This window comes from Selenomonas sp. oral taxon 892 str. F0426 (assembly GCF_000468035.1).
Taxonomy (GTDB): Bacteria; Bacillota; Negativicutes; order Selenomonadales; family Selenomonadaceae; genus Centipeda.
In genome coordinates this window covers 24,515-49,767 of sequence record NZ_KI260546.1, presented here as the reverse complement: position 1 = coordinate 49,767, position 25,253 = coordinate 24,515, and the positions used below count along the sequence as shown (strand labels likewise).

The 25,253-nt window shown below is 56.0% G+C and carries 20 protein-coding genes; all 20 read right to left on the bottom strand.

Going from position 1 to position 25,253, the window contains the following annotated elements; all coding sequences use genetic code 11:
• Nucleotides 1–18 precede the first annotated feature (18 nt).
• The 20 genes from HMPREF1992_RS09670 to HMPREF1992_RS09575 all read right to left on the bottom strand — a co-directional run bounded on the left by HMPREF1992_RS09670 (nucleotide 19) and on the right by HMPREF1992_RS09575 (nucleotide 25,245).
• Nucleotides 19–1,680: a glutamine--tRNA ligase/YqeY domain fusion protein gene (locus HMPREF1992_RS09670; protein WP_021685715.1), complete on the bottom strand. Its 1,662-nt coding sequence runs from the start codon at nucleotides 1,678–1,680 to the stop codon at nucleotides 19–21.
• A gap of 27 nt (nucleotides 1,681–1,707) precedes the next feature.
• The gene (locus tag HMPREF1992_RS09665; RefSeq protein ID WP_021685714.1) at nucleotides 1,708–2,496 is read right to left on the bottom strand and encodes an HD domain-containing protein; all 789 of its coding nucleotides are present in this window, start codon (nucleotides 2,494–2,496) and stop codon (nucleotides 1,708–1,710) included.
• Nucleotides 2,497–2,528: 32 nt separating this feature from the next.
• Nucleotides 2,529–3,509: a cell division protein FtsZ gene (locus HMPREF1992_RS09660; protein ID WP_037359521.1), complete on the bottom strand. Its 981-nt coding sequence runs from the start codon at nucleotides 3,507–3,509 to the stop codon at nucleotides 2,529–2,531.
• 26 nt (nucleotides 3,510–3,535) lie between these two features.
• Nucleotides 3,536–4,423: a DMT family transporter gene (locus tag HMPREF1992_RS09655; protein ID WP_021685712.1), complete on the bottom strand. Its 888-nt coding sequence runs from the start codon at nucleotides 4,421–4,423 to the stop codon at nucleotides 3,536–3,538.
• Between the two features lies 1 nt (nucleotide 4,424).
• Nucleotides 4,425–5,144 (bottom strand): amino acid ABC transporter ATP-binding protein, encoded by a 720-nt coding sequence (locus HMPREF1992_RS09650; RefSeq protein ID WP_021685711.1) that lies wholly within the window; start codon nucleotides 5,142–5,144, stop codon nucleotides 4,425–4,427.
• Nucleotides 5,137–5,796 carry an amino acid ABC transporter permease gene (locus tag HMPREF1992_RS09645; protein ID WP_009655492.1) on the bottom strand — a complete coding sequence of 220 codons (660 nt, stop codon included), beginning with the start codon at nucleotides 5,794–5,796 and terminating at the stop codon, nucleotides 5,137–5,139. The genes HMPREF1992_RS09650 and HMPREF1992_RS09645 overlap by 8 nt, the downstream gene beginning before the upstream one ends.
• A 249-nt stretch (nucleotides 5,797–6,045) precedes the next feature.
• Nucleotides 6,046–7,149 carry a methyl-accepting chemotaxis protein gene (locus HMPREF1992_RS09640; RefSeq protein WP_021685709.1) on the bottom strand — a complete coding sequence of 368 codons (1,104 nt, stop codon included), beginning with the start codon at nucleotides 7,147–7,149 and terminating at the stop codon, nucleotides 6,046–6,048.
• 167 nt (nucleotides 7,150–7,316) lie between these two features.
• Nucleotides 7,317–9,236, bottom strand: a complete 1,920-nt coding sequence (locus HMPREF1992_RS09635) for a TonB-dependent siderophore receptor (RefSeq protein ID WP_021685708.1) — start codon at nucleotides 9,234–9,236, stop codon at nucleotides 7,317–7,319.
• An 82-nt stretch (nucleotides 9,237–9,318) separates the two neighbouring features.
• Complete coding sequence (locus tag HMPREF1992_RS09630) at nucleotides 9,319–10,287, bottom strand: TIM barrel protein (RefSeq protein ID WP_021685707.1); 969 nt, start codon at nucleotides 10,285–10,287, stop codon at nucleotides 9,319–9,321.
• A 98-nt stretch (nucleotides 10,288–10,385) separates the two neighbouring features.
• Entirely contained in the window at nucleotides 10,386–12,410 is a 2,025-nt protein-coding gene (locus HMPREF1992_RS09625; protein ID WP_021685706.1) for a TonB-dependent siderophore receptor, read from the bottom strand.
• A 17-nt stretch (nucleotides 12,411–12,427) separates the two neighbouring features.
• Nucleotides 12,428–13,153 (bottom strand): TonB family protein, encoded by a 726-nt coding sequence (locus HMPREF1992_RS09620; protein WP_021685705.1) that lies wholly within the window; start codon nucleotides 13,151–13,153, stop codon nucleotides 12,428–12,430.
• A 1-nt stretch (nucleotide 13,154) separates the two neighbouring features.
• Complete coding sequence (locus tag HMPREF1992_RS09615) at nucleotides 13,155–14,186, bottom strand: iron ABC transporter permease (RefSeq protein ID WP_021685704.1); 1,032 nt, start codon at nucleotides 14,184–14,186, stop codon at nucleotides 13,155–13,157.
• Entirely contained in the window at nucleotides 14,183–15,022 is an 840-nt protein-coding gene (locus HMPREF1992_RS09610; RefSeq protein WP_021685703.1) for an ABC transporter ATP-binding protein, read from the bottom strand. Before HMPREF1992_RS09610 ends, HMPREF1992_RS09615 begins: the two co-directional genes overlap by 4 nt.
• 27 nt (nucleotides 15,023–15,049) lie before the next feature.
• The gene (locus HMPREF1992_RS09605; RefSeq protein ID WP_021685702.1) at nucleotides 15,050–16,015 is read right to left on the bottom strand and encodes an ABC transporter substrate-binding protein; all 966 of its coding nucleotides are present in this window, start codon (nucleotides 16,013–16,015) and stop codon (nucleotides 15,050–15,052) included.
• Between the two features lie 80 nt (nucleotides 16,016–16,095).
• The gene (locus HMPREF1992_RS09600; protein WP_021685701.1) at nucleotides 16,096–17,373 is read right to left on the bottom strand and encodes a nitrogenase component 1; all 1,278 of its coding nucleotides are present in this window, start codon (nucleotides 17,371–17,373) and stop codon (nucleotides 16,096–16,098) included.
• Nucleotides 17,366–18,670, bottom strand: coding sequence for a nitrogenase component 1 (locus HMPREF1992_RS09595; protein ID WP_021685700.1), 1,305 nt, complete (start codon nucleotides 18,668–18,670; stop codon nucleotides 17,366–17,368). Before HMPREF1992_RS09595 ends, HMPREF1992_RS09600 begins: the two co-directional genes overlap by 8 nt.
• Complete coding sequence (locus HMPREF1992_RS09590) at nucleotides 18,660–19,472, bottom strand: AAA family ATPase (protein ID WP_021685699.1); 813 nt, start codon at nucleotides 19,470–19,472, stop codon at nucleotides 18,660–18,662. Before HMPREF1992_RS09590 ends, HMPREF1992_RS09595 begins: the two co-directional genes overlap by 11 nt.
• Before the next feature lie 9 nt (nucleotides 19,473–19,481).
• The gene (locus HMPREF1992_RS09585; RefSeq protein WP_021685698.1) at nucleotides 19,482–20,468 is read right to left on the bottom strand and encodes an ABC transporter substrate-binding protein; all 987 of its coding nucleotides are present in this window, start codon (nucleotides 20,466–20,468) and stop codon (nucleotides 19,482–19,484) included.
• Complete coding sequence (cobN, locus tag HMPREF1992_RS09580) at nucleotides 20,465–24,148, bottom strand: cobaltochelatase subunit CobN (RefSeq protein WP_021685697.1); 3,684 nt, start codon at nucleotides 24,146–24,148, stop codon at nucleotides 20,465–20,467. Before cobN ends, HMPREF1992_RS09585 begins: the two co-directional genes overlap by 4 nt.
• On the bottom strand, nucleotides 24,145–25,245 hold the full coding sequence (locus HMPREF1992_RS09575) for an adenosylcobinamide amidohydrolase (RefSeq protein ID WP_037359513.1): 1,101 nt from the start codon (nucleotides 25,243–25,245) through the stop codon (nucleotides 24,145–24,147). The genes cobN and HMPREF1992_RS09575 overlap by 4 nt, the downstream gene beginning before the upstream one ends.
• Between the last annotated feature and the right edge of the window lie 8 nt (nucleotides 25,246–25,253).

Sequence of the window (25,253 nt, the reverse complement as noted above, 5' to 3'; positions counted from 1 at the left end):
CCACACGCGGCGGAGAACTCACTTCGCCTTGCTCCATGAGTCCTTCAGCCCAACAACGCGGTTGAATACTATATGATCCGGGGTTGTATCCGGGTCAACAGCAAAGTAACCGACGCGCAGGAACTGATAGCTCGTACCTGCTGCCGTCAGACGAACACTCGGCTCGATCTTTGCATCTGTAAGAATCTCGAGCGAGTGCGGATTCAGCGCATCGATGAAATGCTCCTCTTCCCCCTCGGACGCATCGCGCAGAAGGCTCTCATAGAGACGCACCTCCGCCGTGAGCGCATGCTCTGCCGCAACCCACTGGATCGTCCCCTTCACCTTGCGGTTCGCAGCCGCGCCGCCGCTGCGTGTCTCTGGGTCGTAAGTACAGCGCAGTTCTGTGATCTCGCCTGCGGCATCCTTGACGACCTCCTCGCATTTGATGATATAGGCATGCTTGAGGCGTACTTCGCCGCCCGGCTTCAGCCGGAAGAATTTCTTTGGCGCATCTTCCATGAAGTCCTCGCGGTCAATATAGAGTTCACGGCCAAACGGCACGTAACGCTGCCCGCCATGCGTGGGACTGTTCTCCGCGACCAGATATTCGGTCTCCCCCTCTGGATAGTTGGTGAGAACGAGCTTGACCGGACGCAATACAGCCATGACACGCGGTGCATTCTGGTTCAGCTCATCACGTACACTGTGTTCAAGCATCGCGTTATCGACCGTACTGTTGCTCTTGGCAACCCCGATCTCCTCACAGAACGCACGCACTGCCGCAGGCGGGTAGCCGCGGCGGCGCATACCGGAGATCGTCGGCATACGCGGATCGTCCCAGCCGCGCACGTGCCCTCCCTCGACGAGTTCACGCAGCTTACGCTTGCTCGTGATCGCCCCCGAGAGATTGAGCCGTGCAAACTCGATCTGACGCGGACGCGCCCCTGTGGGGAAACCGAGCGACTCGAGCAGCCAGTCGTAGAATGGGCGGTGCTCCTCAAACTCAAGCGTGCACAGGGAGTGCGTAATGCCCTCAATGGCATCTGAAAGAGGATGGGCAAAATCATACATCGGGTAGATGCACCATGCGTCACCTGTCCTGTGATGCGAAACGTGAGCAATGCGATAAATGACGGTGTCGCGCATAACGAGATTTGGCGAGGTCATGTCGATCTTTGCACGCAGGACGCGCGCCCCATCCGGAAACTCACCCGCACGCATGCGCGTGAAGAGGTCTAGATTTTCCTCCACAGAACGATTGCGGTACGGACTTTCCCTCCCCGGCTCCGTCAGCGTACCGCGATGAGCGCGGATCTCATCCGCCGAGAGATCATCCACATAGGCGAGCCCCTTTTTTATGAGCTCGACTGCATATTCATACATTCGCTCAAAGTAGTCCGATGCGTAGAAAAGACGATCTGCCCATGAGAATCCGAGCCAGCGGATATCCTCCTGAATGGAATCCACATACTCAACATCCTCCTTCGTCGGATTTGTATCGTCAAAACGGAGGTTGCAGAGACCATGATAGTCCTCTGCGACTCCAAAGTTGAGGCAGATAGACTTTGCATGTCCAACGTGCAGATAGCCGTTCGGCTCAGGCGGGAATCGCGTATGGATTCCTGACGAGTGACGCCCCTCTCGCAAATCCTCGTCAATGATGTTCCGGATAAAATTCGATGTCTTTACTTCCGCCATGGTATCCCTCTATCCGTATAATTCCAATCAATCGTTCTGTGCGCAGAGCCGCTCGATGTAGGCGCGCAGACGTGCGACTCCCTCGGCAATCCCCTCCTGCGCTGGAAGGCTCTCAATAAAGGCGTCCACATAACCGCGTTCGACAATGCGGCGCAGTGTCCACATAAAATTGATGTCATAGATCCACATGAGGCGCACAATCTTGCGGTCGCCGTGCGTACGCAGACGATAGTAGTCGGCCTGTCGTCCCGCCGCGAAGTCTACCACGAAGTCGGGACTGACCTCCTGCGCCGCGTCCGATGGTACGAAGTTCGGCGCCGTCTCCGCCCCCTCGGGCGTAAGAAACGGCAGCAGTACGCGATAGATGTCGAGCTTGTCCGCGTCGCGGATCAGCTTTGCAAAAAACAGCTTTCGCTCATCATCCGTCGGCGCGATTTCCTTCTTGTTGTGGTACTTGATGGCAAAACGTACAAGGTCCGCATCCGCAGGGGTGAGCCGCTCCAGAAAGTCTACTTCCTCCGCGAGCACCTTCAGTCCGAGATCGGCATGATCCTCCGAGGAGGCATCGTTGAACGTCTGATATATGGCATACTGTCGAAAACGCCCCACATCGTGAAAGAGCCCGATAATCTCAGCAAGTCCCGTATCGTGTGCATTGCATCCCAGATGCTTTGCAAGTGCACGCGCATTCGTCGTAACATAGCCCGTATGAATCTCTTTGAGCTGTATCCCCAACATCACGTCAGGCTCGTCCGTCCGGAAGGAACGCATATAGTCATTCATCCACGCATGCATCTCATGCAGGAGTTCTGTCATCAGCGTTCCCCCTTTCACATATTGTACTGCAGTCAGCCGTCGCTTGCCGCAGCATAGGCGTCATCAAAATCCGTCGCGATGAGCGTCGCCTGCACCTTCCCCGACATCTCCGGCTGCACAACGAGTCCAACAATGACATTGACCTCAGGATGTGCGCTTCGATGGATATAGTGCACGGCCTCATCCACATCGCGCATGCTCATCTTGGGATCTCCCGTGAGATTGAGTACGACGCCGCGCGCCCCCTCAATCCCCCGATCAATGAGAGGGCTTTCAATCGCCTTGCGAACAGCCTTCTGGGGGCTCTCCTCCACCCCGATGGCGAGCAGTGCGTCACTCGACGGGCTCTGGCGGAAAATCGTCGTCACGTCGGAGAAATCGACATTGATGACCCCCGTCGTGAGAATGAGCTCTGCCACACAGCCGACCGTCTGCCGCAGCACCTCATCCGCGAGGGCAAAGGCGTCGACAAAGGACATATTGCGATCCGGCGCGATCTTGAGCAAGTTGTCGTTACGGATCGTGATAAAGGCATCTGTATGTCCCTGCATGCGTGCAATGCCCGTCTGTGCCGTCTGCATTTTGCGCGCCATCTCGAAGTGGAACGGTGTGGTCACGACGCCAATCGAGAGAATCCCCATGTCCTCTACAATTTCCGCCACGACAGGTGCGGCTCCCGTACCGAGTCCGCCCCCCATCGTTGCTGCAATGATGACGAGATCTGCCCCCTCCAGTATGGCGCGAATCGCCTTCTCTCCCTCACGTGCAGCCTGTTCTCCAATCTCGACACGACCGCCCGTACCGCGCCCATTTGTCAAGTTCTCGCCGATGGGCAGCACCGCGATTCCCTGCTTGTGCAGCGTATTCAGCTGGCGCAGATCAGAGTTGATGCCGATGAGCGTGATGTCGAGGTCATATTTCTCTCGCACACAGCGCACGATATTGTTGCCGCCGCCGCCCACGCCGACCACCTTGATTGTGATTTTCGGTTTGATAATTTCAGCTGCCGGCATATACATACTCCTATCGAAGTATCGATTCAATCAAATTCCTGCTGTTTCCCTGTACCGCGCATCTGCGCAATGAGTGCACCGCCGAGGAGGAGAGCACAGCCGAACAGCTGAATGCCGCTCATCGTCTCCCCGAGAACGATCCACCCCGACACAGCGGCAAATACCGCCTCAAGCGAGAGGAGAATGGATGCCTGCGTTGGCTCCACATACGCCTGCCCGAGAATCTGACAGGTGTAGGCGACACCGCAGGAGAGAATCCCCCCGTAGAGAATGGGGAATGCTGCGCCCGCGACGGCGCTCCATGCAAACGGCTCATAAGCGGCGGCAAGCATCGTATTCCCAAACGTACAGACCAGCATCTGCATCAGACAGAGTTCGATGACATCGACCGTACTTGCATAGCGGTCAATGAGCAAGATTTGTGCCATCCAGAAAAAGGAGGAAATGAATACGAGTATATCTCCCGTATTTAACTCGGTCTCTCCGTGCGCGGAAAGGAAGTAGACTCCTGTAAAAGCAAGAACCGCGCCGCCCCACTGTGCCGCACGTACGCGCTGACCGAGCAGAACGGCGGCAAGCGGCACAAGCACAATGTAGAGTGTCGTGATAAACGCCGTCTTTCCCGCCGTCGTATAGAGCAGCGCGACCTGCTGCAGGGTTACCCCCACAAACATCGCAAGTCCAACGGGAATACCCGCCCGAAAGCCCGAGCGGAACGTCCCTGCACGCTTCTGTGTCATACGCTTGCCGCGATAGGCATACCAGAGCGCCCACATAAAGAGCGTACCAAGTGCAAAGCGCGCTGCCGCATAGGTATAGGGACCGAGCCCCTCCATGCCGAGAATCTGAGCAACAAAGGTCGTCCCCCACAGCAGTGATGCCGTCAGCAGCAAGAGACTCCCGCGCAGGTGCATCTCAGAGCACCTTTGACAGGAAGCTGCGCGTGCGCTCCTCCTTCGGATGCTCAAACACCTCGCGCGGTGCGCCGGACTCGATGATGCGCCCCTCGTCCACGAAGAGCAGGCGGTCGCCCACCTCGCGGGCAAAGCCCATCTCATGTGTCACAATGACCATCGTCATGCCCTCGTTCGCGAGCGCACGCATGACATCAAGCACCTCACCGACCATCTCAGGGTCAAGCGCCGAGGTCGGCTCATCGAAGAGCATGACCTTCGGGCGCATGGCAAGCGCACGCGCAATCGCGACACGCTGCTGCTGTCCGCCCGAGAGATTGTCCGGATAGGCATCTGCCTTTTCCGCAAGCCCCACGCGCGCAAGCAGTTCGCGTGCTGTTTTCTCCGCCTCATCCCGTGCGGTGTGCTTTACCTTCATCGGTGCAAGCATGATGTTCTCAAGCACCGTCATATGTGGAAAGAGGTTGAAGCGCTGGAACACCATGCCGACCTCTTCGCGCACCTTGTTTATATTTGCCTCACTCGAAAGCGTAATGCCGTCAACGACGACCTCGCCCGCAGTCGGCTCCTCGAGGTGGTTCATGCAGCGCAGCAGCGTGCTCTTGCCCGAACCGGAAGGGCCGATGATAACGACGACCTCTTTTTCATCAATGGAGAGATCGATGCCCTTCAGCACCTCATCCGCGCCGAAGGACTTGCGCAGTCCCTTAATCTCAATCATGGACGCGATACCTCCGTTCCAGATATGCAACAAAGCGCGAGATCGTCAGCGTCATCACGAGATAGATGACAGCGACGCTCATCCAGATTTCAAACGAGCCATAGGTCTTTGCAATGATGAGCTGCCCGCGGCGCGTCAGCTCCTCGAAGCCGATAACCGAGACGAGAGACGAGTCCTTGAGCATCGCGATGAACTCGTTGCCGAGCGGAGGGATGACGCGCTTGAACGCCTGCGGCACGATGATGTAGCGCATGGTCTGTAGCCATGTCATGCCGAGTGAGCGTCCCGCCTCCATCTGACCGTCATCGACCGACTGAATGCCCGCGCGGAAGATCTCTGCCACGTACGCACCCGAGTTGATGCCGCACGCCGAGATCGCCGCAATGAACGGATCGATACGCTGCCCCGTGATGACGGGCAATGCAAAGTAAAAGAGAAAGATCTGGACAAGCAGCGGCGTCCCGCGGAAGAACTCCACATAGACCTCCGCGAGCATACGCAGCACGCGCAGATTCGAGATGCGCGCCACCCCTACGATCAGACCGATCACAAAGCCGATCGCCGTCGAGAGGACCGTAATCTGTATCGTAACCCCCGCACCAATAAGCAGCAGCGGGAATGAGTTGACGACGAGATTCATATCAAAAGTCATAAGCCCAACCATTCTCCCCGTAGAAATCCATAATATTCTTGCATAAAAAGCCGTCCTTCATATTATATTTCAATCACAGAGCGCTGTCAATAAATTCAGGCTCTTAACCGAATGCGGAGTGTAGGATTACAAATCCAATAGGAAAAGCCTTATCACCTAAACATCACAATGAAACAAATGACCTTCTATGTGCAAAAATCACATAGAAGGTCATTTTACCAAATCAAATACTCAATTCAACGGCAGCCATTACAGCTTCTTGGACAGTGCCTCAATGCTGTCCGACATCGCCTTTGCCTCCTCGACAGAGGCGCTGATTTCCTTCATGTTCGCCGCCTGATTCTCAATTAGATCGTTGATCGACCTGATACGGTCGGTAATGTGGCTCGCGGCCTTCTCCATCGAGCCAAGCGCCTCAAGGATCTTGCTCGCAGCATCGCGGCTGCTCTCAGCGAGTTTTCCGACCTCCTCTGCCACGACAGAGAATCCACGTCCCGCCTCACCGGCACGGGCAGCCTCGATGGAGGCATTCAGTGAGAGAAGGTTCGTCTGTTTCGAGATCGTCATAACGAGCTCGGACATTTTGAGCGTATTCTCCGTCTGGCCGCGTGTATCCTCTGCGGCGTTCGTGATCTCCTCCTGTACGTTCGAGATCTCCATCGTGCGCTCCATTGTCTGGCTCACGCTCGCGGTGATTGCGTCGATGGACTCATACAGACTGCTGAGCATCGTACTTAGTTCATTGTAGAATTTCTCCTTGCGCTGCGTATTCTGCTCGATTTCCTCCTGCTTACTCTTCTCCTCATTGATGTCGACAAAGACACCGATGATCTCCTCAGGATGTCCATTCTTATCGCGCACGACATTACCAGAGGCATGATACCAGCGATAGCTGCCGTCGTGAATCTTGAGGCGATAGTCTGCATTGTACTGCGTACGCCCGCTGAGATCCTTGATACAGGTGTTAAAGGAAGAGAACGTCTCCTCCACATCGTCCGGATGCAGACGCGAACTCCACGACTCAAGTGTATTCGGGAAATCCGACTCTCCGCGGAAACCGATCATACGGCGGAACTCATCCGACCAGATCGCATAGGCGATGCTGAAATCTGGATTGATCTTCATATACCACATACCAGATTTAATCGCCTCGTTGACCGTGCGCAGACGGAAGCGCTGGTACTCAAGCTCCTCGTTCACGCAGTCGATCAGCGCATTCAGCTCGGCTGCATACGGCTCGCTGCCGCGCAGTTTCGCAAAGAGCTCATTCTTCTCATGCCCCGCAACGATCTCCTGAATCGTACTGGACACATCCTGTGCTCCTGCTGCCCCGTCCATATTCTTTTCAAGCATAGCATTCCCTCCAAAAAATTTGCTCCCGATATTAGGTTTATTGTACCATATCAGGACACATATGCAAGCGTGACTTGAGAATTCCTTGCATTTTTATATTGAATTAGAAAGGACAGCTGCATAAAATTACGTGCAGCTGTCCTTATTCTGTAAGTTTCTATAAATAATTAGAAGCTCTGCTCAACGCCGACCATGAAGTTGCGGCCGGGTGCTGTCCACCACTGTCCAGGAGCGCCCCATTTCACATTCGAGTGTTCGGCATAGAACTGGTTGAATATGTTGTTTGCCTTGAGATATACCTTCGTCGCATCCGCAACCTTATAGTTCATGGAAAGATCGACGACCCAATAGTTATTGCTTGGGAATGCACCGCTCACGGGACCCGGACGTCCAATCATGCCACGCGCAAGGAGCGAGGAATCGAAATCTCGGTTGCGGTAATCCACACCGATATTCCACTGATCCTTGGGCAGATAACCGTCGACGTTCTCACCTCTTTGTTCCGTCTTGCCAACATGTGTCTGCGTATATCCAACACGCGCACGCCAATGGGAATCAACGCGTTTCGCAAATTGGAGCGACCATCCATGTGCATCTTCATCCCCGACGTTAATATTCTGATATGTCATAGGATGGTAGCCGATACGGTTCTTCGAATGCCGTTTAAAGTAACTTGCCGTGAGACTGAGACCTCTGCCAAAGTCATGTGCAATGCCGATTTCCTTCGTATTGCCGGATTCAGGTTTGAGATTTGCATTTCCATACGTCGGCGCATAAAGCTGGTTCGGTGTCGGCGTGATAAAATATTCACTATAAGAAACATAAGCATGTGTCAACGGGTCGATGTCATAGCCAAGGCTGACGCTCGGACTGTTGTGGCTGCCGAATGCAGAGTTGCTGTCATGACGAATGCCTGCCGTAAGTTTTAGTGTAGGAATGATACTCCACTGATCCTGAAGGTAGAAGGAGCGGTTCAAAAGAGTGCGATCACCGATACTTACAGCACCGCCGTTCTTGATCGTCGTATCATCCTTCGTAAACTCAAAGCCCGCTGTCAGCAGATGATCACCAAGCTGCTTGTCAAACTGGTCGCTAAATCTCCATGTCTGAACATCAAACTCATAAAAAGATTTCACGGGCAAGAGCGTCAGCCAATCCAAGCTGTAAGTGGTAAGATCATAATTATACTTACTGCGGGAGACACTCATCTGATTCTTTGTCGAGTCGTCGATCTGCACATTCCAAATCAGGCTGGTATCAAAATGATCATAGTTCCCAAGATTAACTGGAAGTCCCTGCTGCTTTTCATGGAGTGCCTGATAGCGGTCTGAATCCTTGTAGGAACGGAAGTTAAGGGCAAGATAGGACGCCTTGCTCAATTCCTTGCCGAGATGAAGATTGACCGAGTCCGCATCAAGTTCAGACGGTGTCTTATTCCCATGCGCATCCTTGAAGTCACTGCTCTTATCCTTCTGGTACTTAACACGCCAATCCCAGCCGTTCGCATTGCCCTCGTTTGCTGCGCTATAGAGCTGGCGTCCATAGCTGCCGTAGCCGACGCCGAGTGTCGTCTTCACTCCCTGCGCCTTCTTCGTGATGATATTGATGACGCCGCCCTTTGCATCCGAGCCGTAGAGTGTCGACGCTGAGCCATGCAGTACCTCGATGCGGTCGATGCCACTGAGATCCTTCAACGCAGACGTCAAAGATGCGGCAAAGCCACCCGCATAGTTCTGGCGGACACCATCGATCAGGAGGACCACATCCTCTGACCCATTGATATAGAATTTGGTGCTGTTGTTGTAGCCCGCCGGAGCATACTGGTTGACCGTGACGCCCGGCACATCGCGCAGAGCCTGCATCAGATCGGTATAGTGACGGCGCTCAATATCCTTTCCGGTAATCACCGTAATATTTGCATTCGCCTTCAGTTCTTTGTTGGGCGTTCGCGTCGCCGTGACGACGGTCTCTCCCAGTGAATGATCATCCGTAGAGTTATTGTCATTTGCAGCATACGCTTGCCCTCCCACAGACAGTGCACCAAAGGCAAGCGCCGCTGTCACAGCAATACGAATACTCTTCTTCATCCTGAACTCCTCCTAATTTTTTACTCGTAAGGGAATCCCATCTTATGAACTGTCGGCATGGACTCCAACAGGCAAAAGCATTTTACAAAAGCCCCAACGCAAAGCGTTGTGTACGCAGTTTTTGTTCTAAGTCACAGCGTGATCGCTGTGTGAACTCGTGCACAAGATAATCCGGCTGTATCGCATCAATAATTTTCCGTGCAGCCTCTGTTTGAAACGGCTGATGCAGATCGACCTGCAAAACATACGCCATCGCCTCGCTCCAATCAAGCGGACGATGCTCCCCTGCATACCGCCGCATCATCTCCTTCGTATAGCTGCCAGAAATAGACTGATGCAGATGTACTCCATAGATGCATTTTCCCAATTCGCCGAGATCGCGGTAGGTCTGCACCACATAGTCCGCACCTTCGTTCTCGTTCTGCAGGTCAAAATTCGTGTTCATCAGATGCCCAGTGTCGAGCATAAAGCCCGCATCGGCATAGTTGACCTGATCCAACAGCATTTCGGCAAGCTGTGGCTTTCGAAAGGTCAGCCCCGGCCACCAGAGATTCTCAAAGAGAAGTTTACACCCCGACGGTATCTCATCGGTGATCTGATTTACCAGTTCAATGGTCGCTCGTATAACATCCTCATCTGTTGCCGAAAATTTGCGCTGATACATCTCTGAGGTGCGATTGTGAGCGACGTGAAAGACAAGATACTCCGGCTGACAGAGCGCTGCCTGCCGCAGGTTCTCTTTCCATCGCTCCACCCACTCGCTGGTGTCAGATGCTCCGTAGTATGCGCGAATGTTCTCCTCGCTGCCGAACTCCTCCATGAGCGCTGCGCGATCGCCGCGCCAAAAATCCACCCACGTCGGCCAAAACAACAGATGTACCCCTCTGATGTATTCAGAGGGGTACATTTCCTGATTCCACGGTGCACATAGCATGAACTCAATGCCATCCAATCCGTGCGCACGAAGAACGGCAGGAATAATCCCTGCATCGTTTTGGAGGATCTTCTCCATATCGCAGTCCGCATTGGACAGATTCGTTAGTTCCAGCATATAGACCCTGTTTCTACAAGAAAGATTATATCAATATCATTGTAAAGATATTGTAACACTGTTCTCATAGCTTGTAAAGAAAGGTCAGGCGGGTCGTATTAGAATCTATAGCTGTAGCTGAGGAGATAGTTGATGGGGGCGACGTAGTAGTCCGATCCTGTGTGCGTAATCACATCATGCCGATCCAGCACGTTTTCGATGCGGAGACTGATCGCACTGTTTTCGTCCGGTGCATAGCTCGTGCTCCACGAAGTGAGGAGATACGGCTTCGATCGGTAGGCAGGTGCATTCGAGGGCGATTGTGTACGGGCAGCGAGATAGGATGCGGAAAGTGAAGATGCCCACTTGTCTTTTTTGTAGGTAACCCCTCCTGTGAGCTGTATCTTGCCAAAGGTGCTTTCCCAGCCGAGCGCTTTTTTCGCCGTACTGTTGCTCTTGGTCTGCGGGTTCTGCCACGTCAGCCCCCACTGATACGAGAAGCCATTTTTCCCCTTGATATCATCCGAGATTTCAAGTCCTGTATTGCGAAAATCCTCATTCGTGTACTGATAAGAAGTTCTCGATCGGTTCAGGTTTGCCGTGATGTTGTCCTTGACATCCATATGGAAGAGCGCAGCTTTCCACGAATGACCGCCGCTCATCTTTTTCCAGCCGATTTCATAGTTGATACCCTTCTGCGGCTTCAGGTCCGGCGAGGGAAGCTGCATGCTGTTGTCCTTATACATCTGCGCGAAGGTCGGCATGACGAACGACTGACTGATGTTCACATAGAGGCTGCTGTCGCGATCGAGCTTATGCAGCCACTGCGCCGACGCACTGAGGTTGCTGTAATTCTGTTTCTTCGTCGCTCCAGTTGTCCAGGTCTCGCGCAGGCCGAAGATGCCCGTATTCTTTCCGTCGAAACGCTGCTCCCACTGGCCGAACAGGCCCCAGTTATTGCGGTTATAGCTGTTCCCTTTTTTAGTATTGTGCGCGGGCAGTGTATGATATGTTTCATGTTCAAGATTAAACCCGACTGTCGCTGTCGCACGGTCGAGCCTCCATGTCCTCTGCAAATCCATACCGAACGTACGATTCTTCTCGCGCGTATTGTACCAGTAATCAGCATCTGTAATAGGTGTTCGTGGAGCGGGGTCTCTTGTGACAATATGGACGGGCCCAATTGCCTCCGTTGTCCCCGTATTGAAGTAAATGCTGCCCTTCCAATCCCTGTCGCGGTAGTTGAGCTGACTCGTATAGCGTTTGATCTCATATTTTCTCTTGTTGAACGGGTCGCCTACACGCACGCCGATCGACGACCTTCTCACATCCGTAACGGTGCGCTGATACGTTACGTCGGATTTATAGTAGTTCAATAGAAAATTGAGGCGTGGATTGATCTTGTACGTAAATCCTGCATTTCGTTTCTCTATGTCATGAATATCGGTGCGCGTTTCACCACGGAAGCGATTTGTTTTATTCTCATCACTATAGCTGGCACCCTCGCGCGTCTTCCACTGGTCATAACCGTAGTAGAAGCCAAACCGCTCATCTCCAATGGTCACGCCGTACTTACGCTGTCCGTACTTGCCAAAGCCCACGCGAGCTTCATTCGTCGTTGTCTTTTTTGTGATAATATTGACCACACCGCTAACAGCATCACTGCCGTAGAGGACCGCCCCACTGCCCTTGACAATCTCGACGCGTTCAATACTGCTCGCAGGAATTGCCTCAAGATTGTATTTACCGCGCCACGAGATTGGATTTCCATTCATGAGGACAAGTGTCCCGCCTTTGAATCCGCGCACGTTGAGATCATTGCTCATTGTTCCCATGGCCGCACCGTTGGGACCGAACGCCTTATATGCAAACCCGTTTGCCATCGACAGAACATCCGACGCAGTCGATGCGCCGCTGTCCTTGATATCCTCCGCCGTAATAACAGTCGTCGCGGCAGGGACATCCACATCTCGCTTCTGCGTGCGCGTCGCCGTCACAACGACCTCACCCAGAGAGTAGGTCGGCATCAGTTCATCGACCTCTGTCCCCGTATGCGACGTCTCCGACGCATAAACCTGACCCGTCATTGCCGAAAGTGCAACTGCCGCTGCAAGGAATTTCTTATGCCACATCTTCGTTGTCATCCTCCATAAAAATAAAATCAATTCAACTGAAAGCGGAACGTCTTTGTCCAAACGCCCCGCCGGCCATTGTCTCCTGGATTAAACTGAAATCGCCAGCCTGCAGCGACCGCAGCTCTGTCCATCGCGCGATACCCCGATGAGGACTCGACACTGACGGACTCGACAGAGCCGTCTGCTGCGACAAGGATCTTGATCGTCACAACCCCCTCGACATCGTCATCGATGAGTTCCTGCGGATACTCGGGCGCAGACTCGGAGCGCAGACTTGCCGCAATACGCTCCTTTGGCGGAGCGGGCAGCGTTCCGCTTCCCGTTCCGCCGCTGCCGTCTCCCGTGCCTGTTCCTGTTCCGATTCCGGTTCCGACAGATGCATTGCCTCCGCCCCCGCTCGCCGCTTGTCCGCTTCCTGTTTCTGCTCCTGCAGGAGCTGCGCGTGCAGCATGCTGCACCTTACGCTGCGGCTGCTGCGGCTTTTCCTCAGGCTGCGGCAGTGTCTTATCCTCCACGACGATGTCATCTATAGCGACCACAGGAGCAGGCGCAGGTGCGGCATCTCCCGCTGCACCGCCTGCTTCTCCGCCCGAATCGTAAAGCACAACATCAATTGGTGGCCTCTGCCCGCTCTGCTCCGCGATCGAGAAGAGGCCCAACGCTGATGCGATCAGAAAGAGGATGAAATGCACCAGGAGAGAAAGCCCAAAAGCCTTACGTTCTCCGTAGTTCTCAATCATTTCACTCTCCATATCATCCTCCTGTCTTCATGTGTCTGCGCAGGAGATACAGGAAATACGGTGTACCGATGAATGCTGTCATGATGCCGACACGAATCTCCATGCCGTGGAGCAGGATACGCCCCACAGAATCACATAGGACAAGGAATACCGCACCCGCAAGGAGACTCGCTGGCAGCAGACGTCGATGATCGGGGCCAATGAGGAGTCGTACCATATGCGGCACGACCAGCCCCACAAAACCGATGTTGCCGCTGATACAGACACCTGCCGCCGTCGTGAGTGAAGCAAGCACGAGGAAAAGAAGACGGAATGCCGTCACGGGCATCCCCGCTGCACGGGCCTCCACCTCACCAAAGGCGAGCAGATTCAGATGACGTGCAAGGAGCACCATGATGGATGCACCGACAGCGATCGGCCCGATGCCGAGCAGGACGTGATCCCAACGACGATAGTCAAGTCCCCCGATCGTCCAAAAGAGATATTGCTGCATCTTCTGCTCGTTCATCACGGTGAGGATCGCCGCCGTACACGCGGCGAGAAACATCCCAACGACAACCCCCGAGAGCAGGAGCGTCATGACTGGAATCCGCCCATGCCGCATCGATAACGATACGGTGAGACCCACTGCCAGCATGGAGCCGACAAAGGCAAAGGCAGGCAGTGTGAGCACGCTCCCCGCCGTCACGCCGATGCCAATGGCAAGCACAGCACCGACAGAGGCACCGCTCGATACGCCAATGATGCCGGGGTCGGCAAGCGGATTGCTAAAGATGCCCTGAAGAACAGCGCCCGAAACGCCGAGGCCTGCTCCGACCATCATGCCAACGAGAGTACGCGGGAGACGGATGTGCCACAGCACTGCCTCCTGCTCCGGTGTCACGACGACATCCGTGAGGATCGGAAGTCCCGCCGCGTGCGCAAAGGAGGCAGCAACAGCCTCCATCGGAATGTCATACTGCCCAGAACTCATAGACAGGAGAATCGCAAAGAGGAGTGCACCGACAAGAGCACACAGAAAGATCTGTGATCGTCCAAAACTCATACAACTGTCTCCCCTCTCTCTGATCTCTCCAGAATAACGCTGAGAAGATGCGCGTTCTCTCTCCCATCAGACGCCTCCGTATAGATCTCCGCATGACGGGTCAGCGGGTTCTCGACAACACGCACAGGCGCTCCGTATGCTTTCGTCAGGAGTTCATCCGTCAAGACAGCCTGCGGAGCTCCGTCAGCGAGGAGCGACCCGTGTGCGATTAACAACAACCGCGAGCAGAAGCGTGCGGCAAGACTCAGCTCATGCGCCACGAGCAGAACCGTCTTGCCCGCCGCAGCGAGTTCACGGCAAAAGCGAAAGATCTCCTCCTGATAGATGAGATCCAACCCCGTCGCAGGCTCATCGAGAAAGAGGACGGGCGTCTGCTGAGCAAGTACCTTCGCGAGCAGCACACGCTGACGCTGTCCGCCCGACATGGCGTGAAGGGGCTTATCTGCGAGCTCCGACACGCCCGTATACGCCATGCACGCTTCGGCGATTGCAAGATCCTCCGCCTTTTCCTGACTCCACCACGAGAGATAGGGGTAGCGCCCAGAGAGAACGACATCGCGTGCCGTATAAGCAAAGGTCATCTCCACGTGCTGCTGCAGATACGCCACACGACGCGCAAAATCCTTGGCAGGAAGCGTCTCAATGTCCACACCCATCAGCGCGGCAGATCCTGAAAGCAGGGGAAGAATGCCTCTCAGTGTTTTGAGAAGCGTGCTCTTTCCTGCGCCATTCGGCCCGATCAGCCCGACGATCTCCCCCGTTCCCACGGTAAATGACACATTCTCCAAGATGACCTGCCCATTGTATCCAGCATAGATGGTCTCAGCACGAATCATTTCACTCAAATAAATCCCCCCACACTGTCAAGGAACGGCTGAAAGATGCTCGGACTCTCCCTGCTTGAACGCATCCCCATATACGCGGTACGCAATCTCCTGCACACCAAAGACAAAATCCTGTGAGCAGTTATAGATATAGCCCTCGAACGGCTCTGCAAACGCCTTGTTTCGAATTGCCTTCATGGTCTGCAGGGACGGATCCTCCAGATAGTCTCTGCGAAATTTGGCAACATCATAATTACCTTGGTCGTTATACGTCGGCAGGAAGAGTATATCAGGATCGATCTGAACGAGCTGCTCCTTCGTCATCACTTGAAAATCACGAATGCCAAGCTCGGCACGTCCGTTGATGACGCCCGCATAGCGACATGCTTCATCGAAGCTGCTGCCAAGCCCGCCATACCCCCCCATGAGCGAGATGAGGACAACACGCTTGCGCTCTATCTGCGGGATCTTATTCACCTTTTCCCGGATCTCTGTCAGCTTTTCATCCATCATGGAGAGCAGTTTCTGCCCACGCTCCGGTTCCCCCGCTGCCTCAGCGAGAAGTGCAACTGTCTCACGAATCTCCGTGAGGTTTCGCGCTCCCTTGCAGACGATGACCTTGAGTCCCGCCTCGCGCAGAGAGGGCACCATAGTGAGATCTCCCCAATCCGGCACGACGACAAGATCCGGCTGCAGAGCCATGATCTCCTCAATCGTTGGATTGCCGATGCGCCGCGGGATCTCCTTGACAAGCCCTGTGATGTTGGAACTGACGGGATCATCGAGCAGACCATTGACCGCAGCCATGCGCTCCGGCTCCACGAGGCCGAGCATTGTCTCATCCGTACTCATTGAGAGTGTGAGGATACGCTTCGGCGGTGCGGGAAAATCGATCGCTGTCCCCTCAATATCCGTCACCGTATAGGCTGCCGTCTTCTCCGCTGTGCCACTTGGTACACCACATGCGGTAAGCAGAATGCTCAGCACGCAGAGGAAAAAGATCATGATATTTTTCTGATGCACAGCCTTCTCCTTTCCATTGATTATGGCCGAATTATACCATAAAACATTAACTGAGATTCATGCTACAAGATTAAAATTTTTCGTCGTTGGATATTGCCGTTCCATAACTGCTCCTCTATATGACGGGCGCCGCGCAATCCCATAAAGGGACAATCAGTCAGATGAAGTGCATCCTGCATAGGATAGGCGACGCCAAAATACTGAGCTCGCTTCGGATTGATATGCGCCGACTCATTGCTGCTCGCAAGCAGAAGTCCGTTTTCCATCGTGGAGAGCAGCTCCTGTATCCGGAGTGCATCTGTCTCGCTTAGGAGCTCATCCGCAATCGGAGTTGCTGTCGGCACGCCCTCAGCGTCCGCCGCAACGGCGAGATGACAGACATCTGCCCACTCCGTACGCAGCGCCTGCGCGATCCCCCAAGCCGTGGAGCGGGGCGCACGAATGAGTGCCGTCTCATAGCGGAGTTCTCCCCAGAGGCTTTTGCACTCGTTGATGCGCAGGAAGTCCTCGCGCGTAACGCGCGTGATCTCCTCTTCCGCAGCATCGGCACGGGGAGCGGGCAGCACACGTCCGATCTCTGCGAGCCACTTCCGCGTTCCCGCGCGGCCGTAGGGAGGCAGAGGTGCAATGCAGGGCATGCCGCAGGTCTCCGCAAGCAGGCGTGCAACACCGCCCCCGAGTTCGTCATGCACAACAATATTCAGCGCTGCCTGCGTCAGACCGCTCAGATCCGCCGCAGACATATCGCAGCCCAGAGCAGCATTGACACGGTATCCCGCCAGCGCAAGGAGCCGCATCAGTTCGTGCGCATCGTTCTCCCCGTTGTAGTAGGCACTCGTCACGCCGATGAGATTGACCGCATTCGCCTGTCCCGCGTGCCGTTCAGGCAGAAATGCTGAAAGCACGGCGCATGCAGCCTTATCCCAGCCATCGGCAAAACTCCCTGCGAGACCGCTGCTGTCCAGCACGGCGATCGGGCAGGAGAGCCCTGCCCCGCGCGCAATCGCCTCAATGTCGTCGCCGATGAGGCCCGCTGCACAGCTGCTGATGATCGCGAGCAGCGGAGGCGGCTGCTCCACATACGGGGCAAGAGCCTCGTGCAGATATTCCTCCGCGCCGAATACAATGGCGTCATTATCCAGCTGCGTGCAGATCATACGGTGTGAGATCGTGCTTTGGCTGTGCTCAATATGCCGCATCGCAAAGAAATAGCACCAGAGAGGTCCGTTGACGACAATGACAGCATCCCGCAGCCCCGCAAAAAAGGCAGATGCACCTGCAAGTGCACAGGTATCCGTGCACATACAAACATCGTCGAAGGATTTCTCCTGCTCAGCCATAGATCAACCCTCCTCTGCTCTCATGCCGGTGCAGTATCTGCCGCATATCGTCCAGCAGCCGACGTTCCATCGACCATCCGACCGACGGCAGCAATGCGAGGAAAAGCTGGCGCAGCTTCGCATCAACGAGCTCATGGGTCGTGAGAACGAAGTCTGCCGCATGCAGCATCTCATCCGCTGCTGCATCCCCCTCGTAATAGATAGGGACATCGGTCAGACACCGCAGTGCCTCCTCCATCACTTCACGCCGCGCAGGCATAAAACAGTCCAACAGCACGATTCCGGACAGCGCAACGCCGGCCTTGTTCAGCAGGCGCAGGATGATTTCCGGCTGAAACCATGTAAGGTCGCGGCCAATCGCAAGCCCGCATCTTCGCCCCGCGAGATCAGCACGCGCCTTCTCGACAACTGCGGAAAAGGACGCCTCCTCCGATGCGATGGCATGCTCTGCCGCCTCCTCTCGGTGACAGAGTGCGCCGACACGGCGCAGCCAGGTCTTTGTCTCCTCCGCGCCGACGGCATAAACATCGGCGAGATACGGCGTGTCAAAGCGCTCATGCATATGCTCCGCGAGTGCTGCAAGCTGTGCCTGCTTCTCATCGTCCATCCGACGTCCGAGGAGAATGATGAGCTCCGCCTCCGGCACCGCCTGCATCTCATCAAGCGCCAGATACGACGGGAACTGCGCCGTCACCTTGAGATCGAGCAGGGCGAGCAGCCGCCGCAGCTCCTTCACATATTCTCCGTGCATGCCCCCGCAGTCACCGAGGAGGGCAACGGTTCCCGGCTTCCGTTCTGCGGGATGCATGAAGCGGTCTACGAGCGCACGTGCAGCATCGAGGTAGCCCGCATAGTACTCTCCATCGAGGAAACCATGCGCCGACACCGCCATGACAGGAATCCCCAGCTCCTCCTCCATCTCCTCCGCGATCGCCTTCGTATCATCACCGATCACGCCGCTGACGCAGGAGTTTGCGATGAATACGGCCTGCGGGTGATACTTCTCTGCGCCAAAACGAATGCACTCCCGCAGTCGGTCCTCGCCGCCGAAAATCGCCTCGTTCTCTCCAAGGCCACTTGTCAGGAGCGGCACAGGAGAGAGATGTACGGAGGTCCCCGCTGCCGTCAGCCGGTGAAAGCTGCTCACATCCATGCCGTGCGCAATATGCGCACACGGACGCGGGCTGTGAAAGACAACAAGTGCGCCGCGCACAAAGGACAGCGCACGCCAGACGCCCGGCATGCTGCAGCTGCAGTTCGTCCGACGGACGCCGACGCGCTTGACCTCAATCCCCATAGCGCTCCACCAGATCCTCGAGCTCCTCGAACTCCATCGGTGTCGGAACGGTCAGCATTTCATTCGTATCGATCGCCTGCGCGAGTGCCGTATAGTGCTGCGCCTGCTCCGAATTAGGCGCATAGGCGATGAGCGTCTGCCGATGAATCTCCGCCTCGTGCACAGCGCGCGACCGCGGGATGTAGGTGATGAGCTGTGTGCCGATACGTGCAGCAAACGCCTCGAGCAGCTCTCGCTCGCGCAGGACATCCCTGCCGTTGCCGATGATGCCGCCGAGCTTCACCGCACCGCGCTCGGCGAAACGGCGCACCCCCTTCGCGATATTGTTTGCCGCATAGAGTGACATGAGCTCGCCCGAGGAAACAATGTATATCTCCGAGGCATAGCCCTCACGGATGGGCACGGCAAAGCCGCCGCAGACCACATCGCCGAGGACATCGTAGAGAACGACATCGAGGTCATCAAACGCATGCAGTGCCTTGAGGCGCTCGAGCGCAACGATAATTCCGCGTCCTGCACAGCCAACGCCGGGATCCGGCCCGCCGGCCTCAATACAGCGAATGCCGCTGAACCCTTCATGCACGAGGTCTGCGAGCGTCAGCGCAGCTCCCTTTTTCTCCCGCTCCAGATCGAGGATCGTGGAGGGCGCAATACGGCCGAGCAGAAGGCGCGTCGAGTCATTCTTCGGATCACAGCCGATCTGGCAGACGCGCCGTCCCATGCGAGAGAACGCGGCAGATACATTTGCGGCTGTCGTGGACTTTCCGATGCCGCCCTTTCCGTAGAAGGCAATTTTTTTCATAGGATCACCTTATTCCACGGCCGTAAGAAACTCATGCCGCGACTGTTTGAACTCGTCACCATAGAGAATCCACGCCGTCTCCTGAATACCATACACAATGTCCTGCGAGAGATTGTAAACGTAGCGCGCCCACGGATGACCGATTTGTCGCTCCCGCACGGCAGTCATCTGCGCAAGCGAGGGGTCCTCCAGATACTGACGTCCGTAGTTCTCCTCGTTGGTCGCACCATCTTCATAGCTTGGGAAAAAGAGGTAGTCTGGGTTCGCTGCAACGAGCTGCTCCTTCGTCATCTCCTGCCCCATGCGATTGCCTGCCGCCGCCTTGGCGTTGATCGAATCCGTATAGCGGCAAAGTTCGTCAAAGGTGCATCCCGCACCGCCGTAGTTCACCATGATGGAGATGAGAGCAATGCTCTTATGCTTCTTCTCCTCTGGAACCGCTGCTATCTTGCTGCGAATCTCCGCGAGTTTTTCCTCCATCATGCCGATGAGTTTCTCCCCACGCTCCACTTCACCGACAGCCGCCGCATAGAGTCGGATATTATCATGAATATCCTCCATGGTCGCAGCAGATTTGCAGACAAGAACGGGCACATTCAGCTCGCGGATGGCATCGATGTTCTCACGCGGCATCCACGGCGTCACAACGACGAGATCCGGATGCAGCGCCGCAATTTGCTCGACCGACGGGCTGCGGGGGATGACCGTTGGAATCCGGTCACACACCCACGGGATATTCGTATGTTCCCGATCGGCGAGAGATTCATTGATCGCCGCCATGCGCTCCGGCTCCACAAGTCCGAGCATCAGCTCATCCGTACCGGCACTGACAGTCAGAATGCGCTGAGGTTTGTGCTTGAATGTAACGACCGTCCCCTCCACATCCGTGACCTGATAGCCGCCTGTCGGCTCTTTGGAAAGGTCGATGCAGCCCGTGAGAAAACATACGGTGAGAGCCGCTACGAAAAAGGCAATGAATTGTTTTTTGCAGCTCATACGGTCCCCTCCGAACGCTCCTCAAGATCACCCTCAATGGAAAGATAGAGACTGCGCACCTCTGCAAGGATTTCCTCGGATGCGTTCCACAGGCCGCGCTGCTGTGCCTCGAGCAGAGTCTCCGCCATGCGGTGAAGTGCCCACGGGTTGACATCCTGCATCCACTCCTGCATGCCCGCATCCAGCACATATTTCCGCGCGTAGCCCTCGTACATCCAATCCTTCATCACGCCGCTTGTCGCATCCCATTGATAGCTGTGCGCAAGATAGTTCGCGAGATCGGACGCCCCTTTGTAGCCATGCTCCTTCATGCCCTCGATGAACTTTGGATTCATCGCCTCTCCGCGGAAGAGGCGTGCTGCCTCCTCTGCGACGCTGCGCAGGACAATGCGCTGCCGGTCACTCGAGTCGCCCGTGTAGGAACGCGGAGCCTTGCCCGTCAGTGCCCGTACAGTCGCAATCATGCCGCCGTGATAGGCGTTGTAGTCATCCGAGCTGAACATATGCGTCTCGCGTGTGTCCTCGTTCTTGACTGTGACATCAAGCCCCGCCATGCGGCGCTGAAACACCTCGGGGTCATAGCCGCGCGCGTATCCGTCACCGCCATATGCGGTTCCCGAGAACCGCGTATAGACCGCCGCCAGATCGTCAAGCGTCTCCCATGCCTTCGATTCGAGCAGGTCACCGATGCCCGCACCATACGCACCCGGTGGGTCGCCAAAGATGCGTACGGAGGCGCGTTCCCATGCACTCTCTCGCTTCTCCCCCTGCTCCTCAAGCCAAGCGGTATCTGCGAGAACATGCTTGCGCACATAGTTCTCCTCGTCGCTCTCATCGAGATCGCGCACCATGCGCACTGCCTCATCGACCCAATGCACCGCATTCGGAACGGCATCGCGAAACAGTCCGCTGATGCGTGCCGTCACATCGATACGGGGCCGCTTCAGCTCCGCGATGGGGATGACCTCGAGACCGCAGACACGCTGCGAGGGACGCAGCCATATGGGACGCACCCCCATGAGATAGAAGAGCTCTGCGATGCACTGCCCGTGGCTGCGCATATTCGAGCCCGCCCAGAAGACAATCCCAACTGCCTCCGGATAGCGCCCCTCATCGCTGATATACTGCTCGATGAGGGCATCACCGAGCTGTTTTCCGTACTCCCATGCAGCAGGCGTCGGCATACAGCGCGGGTCGAGACCGTAGAAATTCCGCCCCGTTGGGAGCACATCCACGCCGTTTGTCGTCGGTGCTCCCGCAGGGCTTGGCTCGATGTATCTGCCTGTGAGCGCACGCAGCGTCTCCGTAATCTCCCCCTCTGTACGGCGCAGACGCGGCACCATATCCTCCACAATCTCGTGCAATGCATGGGAAAATGATGCACGCACCTCCGCAGAGGCAGCGGCAATCCTGGGAAGTGCCATTGCCTGCTCGATGGCATCCGGTGCATAGTCATGTGCTGCAAGGAAGGAGATGAGCGCGCGCATCTCTGCCTCGACCGCGTCCAGTTTCCTGCCATAGGTCATCCCATCTGCCGTCATACGCTCGCTGTGTGTGAGGAGTTCCTCATAGTCATAGCCTGCCTGCGCGGCAAGCAGGCGAACGAGGGATTTCTCCCCCCCATGTTCCATGCGCACAAGTGCGCACAGGAAGTCGATCAGTCCCTCACCCTCGGGGGCACGCCCGAGAATGTGCAAGCCCGTGCGAATCTGCATGTTCTTGATGTCTGTCACATAGTTGTGGAGGCGCGCCGTATAATCGTCAAAGTCATCGCCCTCATCAATCTCATCCTCAAAATGGCAGGCGGCCGCCTTTTCACGGACGATATCCTGCGCAGCCTCAATATTGTCCGGCTGCGTCGCACGGAAGTGGACGTACTCATCGAGAGCCTGCTCGAGCTCTTCGAGTTCCTCGAATCCTCCTGCCAGCTGCATCGGCGGCGAGAGATGGCTGATGAGGCATGCCGCACCGCGGCGCTTCGCCTGAATCCCCTCCCCAACAATCGTGATCCAGTAGGGGTAGATGTCGGGCAGATCGCCCAGCGACACATCCGGATAGCAGGTATTGGACAGTCCGGTGCTCTTTCCCGGCAGCCACTCGAGCGATCCGTGCGTTCCGACGTGGATCACAGCATCCGCCTGCCAGATGTCACGCAGCCAGTGATAGTACCCGATGTAGTGATGCGTCGGTGCAGCATCCGGTGAATGCAGGAGTTTCCCCGGATCCTCACCAAACCCGCGCGGTGGCTGCACCGTGATGAACAGATTCCCGTTCAGCGTGCCCGGGATGAGCAGGGTCCCGTCATAGTTGAACACATCGCCGGGTGCATCGCCCCAGTCCTTTGTCAGCTGCGATCGCACCTGCTCCGGCAGCTCTGTGAAAAATGCGCGATACTGCTCTGCCGTCAGCTGTCCATCGGCAGACTTTGCCTGTGCCGCGCTCATAAAGCGGCGGTCATTCGTCGCGTGATCCGTCAGCAGCTTCATAAACGCCTTGCTGCTCTCCGGAATCTCATCCATAAGATAGCCCGCCGTACGCATTGCCGCGAGCAGACGAAGCACGCTCTCCGGCGAATCAAGCCCCGCAGCGCTTCCGATGTTCGCATTCGTCGGCGGATAGTTGTGGAAAACAATGGCAATCTTCTTCTCCGCGTTCGGCTTATGCCGCAGCGCCGCCCACTTGCGTGCCTTGCGCGCGATCCGCTCCATACGCTCATCGAGTGCCGCATAGCTGATCTCACCATACTCGTCGCGCACCTTCGCTGCGACCGGCACAGCATGGATCACGCCGTCAAACTCCGGCATGGCAACGCTCATTGAGACCTCCATAGGGTCGAGTCCCGCCGGAGAGCGCTCCCACTCTTCCTTTTCTGCAAGTACCGTATACGCCTCGAGAATGGGCACGCCGAGTTCATAGAGATCCTCAATGCGCGTGCCGCCTGCCTTGATAGAGAACTTCATCGTGCTGATGATCACGTCGACAAAGGACTCTCCATCCCTGCAGAAGTACTTGCGGATCGCATCCATCAACGTCGGCGACTCTACGCGTTCGTCACGGTAGGAATTGGAAAACACAGCGACCGCGTTCATCCCCTCCGCCTCGATTGCACGAACGAGCGCAGTATGGTAGGTGAAGTCCCCCGTAATCCATTCCGAACGGTAGAAGATCATGCCGACCGTCGGACGCCCTTCCTCATAATGCGAGGCGAGATATCCCGCGATGTCCTCGGGATCCCCCGCCCAGTCCGGATGGTAGACGCCGTTCCACGCGAGCGGACGCGGCGGCTCTGCTGTGCAGGCAAGCCCGCCAAACGCGCTGCCGAGCCAGTAAAAAAGATTGCGCATATTCTCCTCGCCGTCATAGCGAAAATATGCCCATGCCGTCTGAATCTGCTCCTCCGAGAACCCATATGTCACCTTATCATGATCGGCATTGTCCACGACGATCAGGTGCGGCGTCCGATTCCTCTGCAAATTGCGTGACGCCTTTTTCAAGAAGTCATTGTCGAGTCCTGTGCCCATCCAGAGGAAGATGTGGAGATCTGCCTCTGCGCGCATCGCATTCCAATCGTCCATGCCGCTGACAGGGCAGACGCACACCTCGGGTTCCTCCATATAGGCGGTGCATCGGCGTGCGAGCACAGTAACGCGCAGAATGTTGGTGTAGAGCGCAATCTTCATAACGTCTCTCCTTCCGGCAGCTCCTCTGCCCTCACACAAACAGAATCTACAAGGAATGTTGCCATCGCGTCCATATAGGACTCTCCCCCCTGAGGCACTGCCGGTAGAGGCACACCAGCACAGTGCGCCATCTCCGTGAGGAGACGCCCGCCTGCTGCGCATGTTTCCTCCTCTGTCAGCAACCCCCACAGGAATTCGTCATAGAGGTGGATATAGCCCACACCAAGGGCAAATCCCCCCGAATGTTCCCCCACTGCATGGAGCATCTGGAGAAACTGAGGTTTGATGAGACGCCTCGTCACGCCTCGTGCCTCATAGTCGTGCCAGAGAGAGTCTCCGGTAATGCCGAAACGACGCAGACGACGCAGAAGATTATGCTGATGTGCGGGAGTGAGCCCCGACTGCTTTGCGAGCGTCTCCTTGACCGCCGCGATCACCGCCTGTCCGATCAGCTCGCCGAGTTTGGAATGCTTGCCTGCCCCCTCGAAGTACAGGGTGGACTCCGCATTGGCGACAATGATCGTCTGATCTGTGCCGGAGCCCGTTGCAAGCCCACACGAGTACCGGCTGTCTGCCATGAGCTCCTGCAGCGCCGCTGTCTTTGCCTCGGTGCAGGTAACGAGTGCACGTGCGAGAATCCCCGGCGGCAGATCTGCGTCGATCACAAGGATGATGTTGATCGTTCCGCATTTCTTCGGAACAGTCTTGTAATACGATGCCGGATCGCCGACACGTCCTCCGTTGGTCTCCACACCTCCCGTTACAATGGCAGTCACTGTAAGTTCCTTGTAGCTGCGCGACTGTATGGAGACGTTCTCCATCTGTGCGGCTGTCCCCATCCCCGTCGTACGATCCGGATCCAGACCGATCCTCTGCGCAACGATGCGCATGCTCTCCACATAGGTTGAAGCGAACTCCTCACAGGGCATGCCTGCCCCCTGCGTCATATCGCGGTTGAACACCGCTGTAAAGTCCTCATGGTATCCCCCGTTGTAAAGCGATGTGCTGAGCACCTTGCGTGCACCGGAAAAGAACAGTGCAATGCTCTTGTCATATCGGTAAGCAACGTCCCCCGTTGTCAGCTTGGCCAGTTCCACGATGTCTG